This is a genomic window from Tessaracoccus sp., assembly GCF_016714275.1.
GTDB lineage: Bacteria > Actinomycetota > Actinomycetes > Propionibacteriales > Propionibacteriaceae > Arachnia.
In genome coordinates this window covers 1,832,532-1,839,588 of record NZ_JADJNP010000001.1, presented here as the reverse complement: position 1 = coordinate 1,839,588, position 7,057 = coordinate 1,832,532, and the positions used below count along the sequence as shown (strand labels likewise).

The following is a 7,057-nucleotide window of genomic DNA, read 5'->3' as shown; positions in this document are numbered from 1 at the left end:
TTCGACGGCCTCGACGAGCTCACCACCACGTCCGAGTCCGACGTCTGGCTGGTGGCCGAGGGTCGTGTGCACCGCACCTCGCTCGATCCGACGACGCTGGGTCTCGAGCCCGCCGCGCCGCATGACCTGACCGGCGGTGACCCCGCGCACAACGCGCAGGTCGTCCGCGATGTCGTCGGGGGCAAGCCCGGCCCGGTGCGCGACATCGTCGTGCTCAACGCGGCCGCCGCACTGCTGGCCTACCGCGGGATCTCCACGGTGCAGGAACTCAAGGACCAACTGGCGCAGCCGCTGGCCGACGCCAAGGAGGCGATCGACTCCGGTCAGGCCGCTGCCACGCTCGACGCGTGGATCGCTGCCACGCAGCAGTAGGTCAGCCGAAGAGCGCCGCGACGATCGGCCCCAGCCAGAGCGCGGGGCCGTAGGCGAAGTGGCGCTCCCGCGTCGGGTCGCGCCGGGCCCAGAGTGCGTGGCCGATCCCGTGCAACGCGCCCAGCACGGTGCCCGCGAGCAGCGCCGTCGTCCACGCCGTGACGCCTGACTGTCCCGCGACCGCGCCGATCAACAGCGCCAAGCGGACGTCCCCGAAGCCCAGGTTGGCCGTGAGTCGGTAGGCGACGAAGAAGAAGACGAACGCCGCGAGGGCGCCTGCCAATGCGCCCAACGCTGCGGTTGGGTGGACGACGGCGAGCGTGACGCCGCCGACGACCATGCCGCCGAGGGCCACGTAGTGCAGCCGCCGGGGCAGGAAAGTCGTGCGCAGGTCGACAGCGACCAGGGGCGCGCCCACTGCGAGGTAGGGCACCCAGAGCAGCCACGCCGTCGGCTCCTCGCGCCAGAGCGCGAGCCCGCAGAGCAGCGTGGCGACGGCGACCAGGAGGGTCGAGTGCCAGGAGGCGAGCGATTTCAGGTCGGGCGCCTCGGGATCGTCGATCCGGATGCGCGGCACGATGAGAGACCAGATGACGGCGGCGACCACCGCCGCGCCTGCCGCCCCCGCCATCGTCATGGGCCGACCCTACGCGGTCTTGTCGGCGGCGGCCGATAGTCTGCGGCGATGGCCAAGAGACTCACCGCTGCCGCAGCCCGCAGGATCGCCGTCGCCGCCCAGGGGCTGGCCGCGCCCCGACCTCGGGTGGCGGGTGCGGCCGCGCTGAACCGCGCGATCTCGCGGCTCGGGGTCTTGCAGATCGACTCGGTAAACGTCTTCGAGCGGGCGCACTACCTGCCGCTGCTCGCACGTGTCGGCCCGTACGACCGCGCGGACCTCGACAAGCTGCTGCACCACGACGCCGGGAGGGGGCTCGGGCGCTACACCGAGTACCTGGCGCACGAGGCGGCCGTCCTGCCGGTGGCGGACTGGCCGCTGTGGGCCTGGCGCCGGGAACTGCCGGTGCGCGACGGCTTTCGCGAGTGGGCCGCCGAGCGGGGCACGCTGATCGATGAGGTGCTCGCCGAGGTGGCCGAGCGTGGCGAGACCCGGGTCCGCGACCTGGAGCACCCGGCCAACGTCTCGCTCGGCGGTGGGTGGTGGAACCGCAACGACGTCCGGATCGCGGCCGATTGGCTGTTTCGCCACGGCGACCTCGTCGTCACCGGGCGGCAGCGGTTCGAGCGGAGGTACGCCGTCGCCGATGCGTTGCCGGCCGCCGCGCGCGAAGCCGTGCCGCGGGAGGAGGCGGTTGTCGAGCTGGTGCGCCGTGCGAGCGTCGCATACGGCGTCGCGACCCTCGACGACCTCGCGGACCACCCCCGGGTGAAGTCGGCGACGGCGCGGGCCGCGGTCGCCGAGCTGGTCGCAGCGGGGGAGTTGGAACCCGTCGAGGTGGAGGGCTGGGCCGAGCCCGCCTACCTCGCCCCGGGGGCGCGCATCCCGCGCCGGGTCGAGGCCGCGGCCCTGCTCGCGCCGTTCGACCCGCTCGTCTGGTACCGGCCACGGGCGCTGCGCCTCTTCGGGTTCCACTACCGGATCTCGATCTACACGCCCGCCGCGCAGCGCGAGCACGGTTACTACGTGCTGCCGGTGCTCGTCGATGACGAACTCGTCGGCCGGGTGGATCTCAAGAGCGACCGTCAGGCCGGCGTGCTGCGGGTCCGGCACGCGCACGTCGAGCCCGACGCTGCCCCCCGCGCCGTCGACCTCGCGGAGAGGGTCGCGCCGCTGCTACACGAGGCCGCAGCCTGGCAGGGCCTCAGCGACGTCCAGGTCGACGCCGTCGGCACCTGGGCCGCGCCCCTGGCCGGCGCCGTCGGCTGACGCGGCTTGGTCGCCACGGGCCAGGTCGCCCCCGAACGTAGGGTAATATGTAGGGCATGGTGAAGACGAGCGTGTATCTCGATGAGGCCCAGAAGGCGCGGCTCGACGAGGCGGCGGCCGTCTCCGGCCTGTCCCAAGCCAGTCTGATTCGCCAGGGGATCGATCAGGTGATCCAGGATCACCTGCACATTCGTCCGAAGATGAAGGCACACGTCAACGCCCCCGAACTGGTCGGCCGCACCGACGAACTCCTCGCCGACCTGGGCAGCGAAGCCGCGTCGTGAGAGTGATTGCGGACACGGGCGGCATCGTTGCCGCCATCAACACGGCAGAGCCCGGCCACGCCGAGTTCCTTGGAGTCCTCGAGTCCGCGTCGGCAGTGTTCGTGACGCCGCTCGTGGTGACAGAGGTCCACCACGTGCTGACGTCCGCCGGCCTCGGCGAGGCCGCGGACGACTTCCTCGACGACGTCGGCGGCGGCTTCTACGACCTGGTGAACCCCAGCGTCGCCGACTTCGCCAAGGCCAGCGAGCTCGTTCAGCGCTACCGAGGATCCATGCAGCGCAAGCGCCGGAAGCCCGGATCGCTGGACCTCGCCGACGCGATGAACGTCGTCGTCGCCGCAGCGAAGGGCACGAACCTCATCGTGGCCACCGACCAGGACTATCGCCGGGTCGTCCCCCTGTCCGGGCACCCCGCCTTCGCCCTCCTCCCGCAAGACCTCGGTGCATCCATCGGCGGCTGAGCCTGGTGGGAGGGCTAGCGTGTACGTCAGAGTCAGATAGTTGACTTTGACGCGCACGTTCTCCGGTTCAGGCCGCGGATCGAACGTTTGCAGCCACGGTAAAGGTCTGAGGATCCTCTGAGCGGTGCGGCGGCGGAACCACGTAGAGGGAGGAGAATGGTTAACAACAAACTCGCGCGGAAGGCCGGTGAGGCGGATGGAGAGTGTTCTAGTCGCTGGAGCGACCGGCTACCTTGGACGCCACCTGGTTGTCGAGTTGGCCGGACGGGGTCATGCCGTACGCGCTGTCGTAAGGTCACGGGAACGCGCTGAGCAGCCGGGTCCCTTTGGTGCGCCGAGTATCGCAGGAGCCGTCGCCGAGTGGATCGAGGGCCCCGTCACCGAGCCCGACTTTGTCCGCGGTCTCACCCGAGGGGCGGAACGCGTCGTTTCCGCGCTGGGAGTCACCCGCCAGAAGGCCAGTCCGTGGGACGTCGACTACCTTGCCAACCGTCACCTGCTGGAAGATGCCGAGCGCGAAGGTGTCCGCTCGTTCCTGTACGTCAACGTGATGCATGCAGACACCGGCACCTCGCTGATCCTGCGTTCCAAGGCCGCATTCGCGGCGACCCTTGAGCGCTCCGCAATCGCCCATCAAGTCATCAATCCGTCAGGCTATTTCTCCGACCTCACCGACTTCTGGGCGATGGCCAGGCACGGACTCGTCCTGTTGCCTCCTGGCGGTGACACCCGTGTGGCACCCATCCATGGCGTCGACCTCGCGGTGTTCTGCGCAGATAAGCTCGGCGACACCAGCGGGACCTGGGACGTCGGCGGGCCCGATGTCCTCACCTACCGGGAGATCGCCGAAATTGCTATCAAAGCATCAGGGCACGGGGCCCGTATCTTGGCCATCCCCCACGGCGCGCTCTCTGCGGCGGTCTGGGTCGCGTCCCGGTTGGGTGAACGCCCCCGAGACCTCGCCGAGTTCTTTGCCGAAGGACTCACCCACGACGCGGTGGGTGAACGCTTCGGCACCCGTCACTTGGCAGACTACTTCGCGAGCCTCCGGGGGCACGGCCCCGATGAGCAGGTATCACTCGGCGGCCGTCGTGGGCGAGCGTCGGTGGAGCCAAGGAGGCTGACGGGCAGGGAGAGGGACCGCACGACGGTCCGGCTCAGCCCACACCTACACCCTGGATTGCGAAGGCACTTTGGGTGGACTCCATCGACCACTACGGGAACAGGCGACGCTGGGTCGAGCGGCTCGTTCCCGCGTGGAGTCAAGGGTCTAGAGTCGCCGTTGAACTCGTAAATGAGCCCGATGACGCGCTTGTCGCGGCGTCGACAGAGCCAAGGAGACGCGCTCGAACTCGGCTGACGTACGAGGAAGTGGACGCTATGCGAACAGCCGCGCCAATGGCGCCAGCGTTACCGCGTTGGCGAAGCAGTTCGGCGTCCACCGCGGCACCGTCTGGACGAAGACCCACCGGTATAGCACTCCAAAGTCCAGGCCATCGGAGCGTCACCGAGTTCTGTACTGTCGCCACCTGTAGATTTCGACACGCGAGCAACGGCCCGACAGATCGATGATCGGCTTGTCGGGCGTGGAAGCTGAGGTGCCACGATGCGGAACCTCCCTCGAGTCGTGGCGGCCCGAGCGCAACGGCTGTATGACAAGGACATGGATGCATGAGAACGGTGGCGCAGACGACGCCCTGACGAGGATGATTGCGTCGGGCGCGGGTGCGCTTGGAATAGCCGCGGGTGCGGCACTCGGCACAGCTGTGGCTGGCCCTCCTGGAGCAGTTGTTGGAGCGGCGGCAGGTGCCCTTCTACAGGATGGCATGAAGTCCGTTGCCGGTGATGTGGCGGCGCGATTTACGGCGCAGACCGAGCAGGATCGCATGGGCTCGTTGTACGTGCTCGCTCAGAACCAAGTAGTGGAACGCCTGCACGGGGGTGAGCAACTGCGGTCGGAGTCCTTCTTCAGGCCGCGAGAGCGAAAGAAGGCGAAGAGACTCCGCTCCGAGGCAGATGAGCTACTTGAAGGGACCTTCTTGGCGGCTCGGAAAGCCTTTGAGGAACGAAAGGTAGCGCTCCTCGCAAACTTCTACACCAACGTGGTGTTCAGGGATGATCTCGACTCCGGACACGCCAATTACATCTTGTCGCTCATGGAGTCGCTGACCTACAGACAGCTCATTGGCATCTTCATCATCGGCAGCGGGCAGCTATCGAGCGCAGTGAGAGCAAGAGATTTTCGAGGAGGGGGAACTCTCGATCCACTCCAGGTCGGCGTTCTCTTTGAACTCTATCAACTGGTCAAACTCGACCTGCTCGCCGATTCTGGGTCGAGTTACATACTTGGAGTCGCCGACATCAATCCGTCGCAGCTGCGGCTCCAAGGAACCGGAGCTGAACTCTTCAATCTCATGAGACCACTGAACCTCGACTTCGACGAGTACGGATACTTCATCAACGCGTTCAAACCGGATTTCATGAACTCTCAGTAGGTGGCGCGATGGGAGCAGCACCACCACCTCGGCGGTTTCTCCGTTCAGACGCCTCGATGCAACCCTGCTGACCTACTCTGCGGAGGCGGCTTCCAAAGCGGCAGCAACCGCTTCGAACTCGGCGAGAGCCGCGGTGAGGTCTTCGACGATCTCGCGTGCGATGACCTCGGGTGCGGGCAGTGAGTCGAGGTCATCGAGGGAGTCGTCGCGCAGCCAGGTGATGTCGAGGTTAACCTTGTCGCGTGCGATCAGTTCGCCATAGGTGAACGACTTCCAGCGCTCCGACTCTGCGGACTCCACACGGTTGTCGCGCGACTCACCCGGCCGGTACGACTGCACGAACTCATCCAGATGCGTCCGCCGAAGTGGGTTCTGCTTGAGGGTGAAGTGCTGGTTGGTGCGCAGGTCGTAAAGCCAGAGTTTGCGCGTCCACGGTGTCTCACTCGCGGGCTTCTTCTCGAAGAACAGGACGTTCGCTTTGACTCCCTGCGCGTAGAAGATACCGGTGGGCAGTCGCAGGATGGTGTGGAGGTCGAAGTCGGCAAGCAGCTTGCGACGCAGCACCTCGCCTGCTCCTCCCTCGAAGAGCACGTTGTCGGGGAGCACGACGGCGGCACGCCCGCCGATGTCCAGGATTGTCATGATGTGCTGCAGGAAGTTGAGCTGCTTGTTCGAGGTCGTGGTTACGAAGTCAGCCCGCTCGATCTCGGTGTCTTCCCTGGACTCGCGCCCGTCGGCGCCGACCATCGTTACCGAGGACTTGCGACCGAACGGCGGGTTCGAGAGCACCACGGAGTAACGGCCGCCAGGGTCGGCGATGAGTGCGTCGCGCACGTCGATCAATGAGTCGCCATCGGGGGTTCCGATGCCGTGCAACAACAAGTTCATCGCGGCGAGCCTTGCCGTGCTGTCGACGAGCTCGGTGCCGTGAACGAAGGAATCCCGTAGGTGATCGCGCTGGGTGGGCGTGAGGTCAGCGGCATGCTGTGAGGCGTAATCGTGAGCTACGAGCAGGAAGCCGCCGGTACCACATGCCGGGTCGATCACCGTGTCGTCTGCGGTTGGCTGAATGACGTCGACGATTGCCTGAATCAGATCGCGAGGGGTGAAGTACTGCCCCGCACCCGAGCCTTTGTCGGACGCGCCCTTCGCGAGCAGCTGCTCGTACGCGTCACCCTTCAGGTCGCTGCCTGTGGCGGACCATTGCTCCTTGTCGATCAAGTCCACGATGAGACGCTTGAGCTTTGCCGGGTCTTGGATACGGTTCTGCGCCTTGCGGAAGATCACGCCAAGCGTGCCGGGCTGCTGCGCGAGACCAACCAGGATCTTCGTGTACTCGAACTCCAGTGCCACGCCTTCGGCGTCAAGCAGTCGCTGCCAGGAGTACTCATCGGGCACGATCTGCTGCGGCTTGAGCCTACGGGTGGCGCGCTCGTGCGCCATCTTGAGGAAGAGCAGGTAAGTGAGCTGTTCGATGTAGTCGAGCACACCCACGCCGTCGTCGCGCAGCAGGTTGCGAAACGAGTCGAGCTTGTCGACCAGGCGGCGGGAATCAGTCAT

General features: G+C 66.5%; 7 protein-coding genes and 1 pseudogene. 6 read left to right on the top strand and 2 right to left on the bottom strand.

Going from position 1 to position 7,057, the window contains the following annotated elements; all coding sequences use genetic code 11:
* Positions 1-372 (top strand): annotated as a pseudogene (locus tag IPJ61_RS08540) (anthranilate phosphoribosyltransferase); the annotation flags it as partial.
* 1 nt (position 373) lies between these two features.
* Here IPJ61_RS08540 and IPJ61_RS08535 read toward each other — a convergent pair.
* The gene (locus IPJ61_RS08535; protein ID WP_297105445.1) at positions 374-1,009 is read right to left on the bottom strand and encodes a prepilin peptidase; all 636 of its coding nucleotides are present in this window, start codon (positions 1,007-1,009) and stop codon (positions 374-376) included.
* 48 nt (positions 1,010-1,057) lie between these two features.
* Here IPJ61_RS08535 and IPJ61_RS08530 point away from each other — a divergent pair, with 48 nt between their 5' ends.
* The 5 genes from IPJ61_RS08530 to IPJ61_RS08510 all read left to right on the top strand — a co-directional run bounded on the left by IPJ61_RS08530 (position 1,058) and on the right by IPJ61_RS08510 (position 5,497).
* Positions 1,058-2,257, top strand: coding sequence for a winged helix-turn-helix domain-containing protein (locus IPJ61_RS08530; protein WP_297105442.1), 1,200 nt, complete (start codon positions 1,058-1,060; stop codon positions 2,255-2,257).
* A 56-nt stretch (positions 2,258-2,313) separates the two neighbouring features.
* Positions 2,314-2,541: a ribbon-helix-helix domain-containing protein gene (locus IPJ61_RS08525; protein WP_297105440.1), complete on the top strand. Its 228-nt coding sequence runs from the start codon at positions 2,314-2,316 to the stop codon at positions 2,539-2,541.
* The gene (locus IPJ61_RS08520; RefSeq protein ID WP_297105437.1) at positions 2,538-3,002 is read left to right on the top strand and encodes a type II toxin-antitoxin system VapC family toxin; all 465 of its coding nucleotides are present in this window, start codon (positions 2,538-2,540) and stop codon (positions 3,000-3,002) included. The genes IPJ61_RS08525 and IPJ61_RS08520 overlap by 4 nt, the downstream gene beginning before the upstream one ends.
* A 196-nt stretch (positions 3,003-3,198) precedes the next feature.
* Positions 3,199-4,296 (top strand): SDR family oxidoreductase, encoded by a 1,098-nt coding sequence (locus IPJ61_RS08515; RefSeq protein ID WP_297105636.1) that lies wholly within the window; start codon positions 3,199-3,201, stop codon positions 4,294-4,296.
* A gap of 373 nt (positions 4,297-4,669) precedes the next feature.
* Positions 4,670-5,497: a hypothetical protein gene (locus IPJ61_RS08510; RefSeq protein WP_297105434.1), complete on the top strand. Its 828-nt coding sequence runs from the start codon at positions 4,670-4,672 to the stop codon at positions 5,495-5,497.
* Positions 5,498-5,569: 72 nt separating this feature from the next.
* Here IPJ61_RS08510 and IPJ61_RS08505 read toward each other — a convergent pair whose 3' ends face one another.
* On the bottom strand, positions 5,570-7,057 hold the full coding sequence (locus IPJ61_RS08505; protein ID WP_297105431.1) for a class I SAM-dependent DNA methyltransferase: 1,488 nt from the start codon (positions 7,055-7,057) through the stop codon (positions 5,570-5,572).

Bases quoted from the DNA above. Each gene is read 5' to 3' on its own strand.
- IPJ61_RS08535 (WP_297105445.1), bottom strand. From the start codon at position 1,009: ATGACGATGGCGGGGGCGGCAGGCGCGGCGGTGGTCGCCGCCGTCATC.
- IPJ61_RS08530 (WP_297105442.1), top strand. From the start codon at position 1,058: ATGGCCAAGAGACTCACCGCTGCCGCAGCCCGCAGGATCGCCGTCGCC.
- IPJ61_RS08525 (WP_297105440.1), top strand. From the start codon at position 2,314: ATGGTGAAGACGAGCGTGTATCTCGATGAGGCCCAGAAGGCGCGGCTC.
- IPJ61_RS08515 (WP_297105636.1), top strand. From the start codon at position 3,199: ATGGAGAGTGTTCTAGTCGCTGGAGCGACCGGCTACCTTGGACGCCAC.
- IPJ61_RS08510 (WP_297105434.1), top strand. From the start codon at position 4,670: ATGCATGAGAACGGTGGCGCAGACGACGCCCTGACGAGGATGATTGCG.
- IPJ61_RS08505 (WP_297105431.1), bottom strand. From the start codon at position 7,057: ATGACTGATTCCCGCCGCCTGGTCGACAAGCTCGACTCGTTTCGCAAC.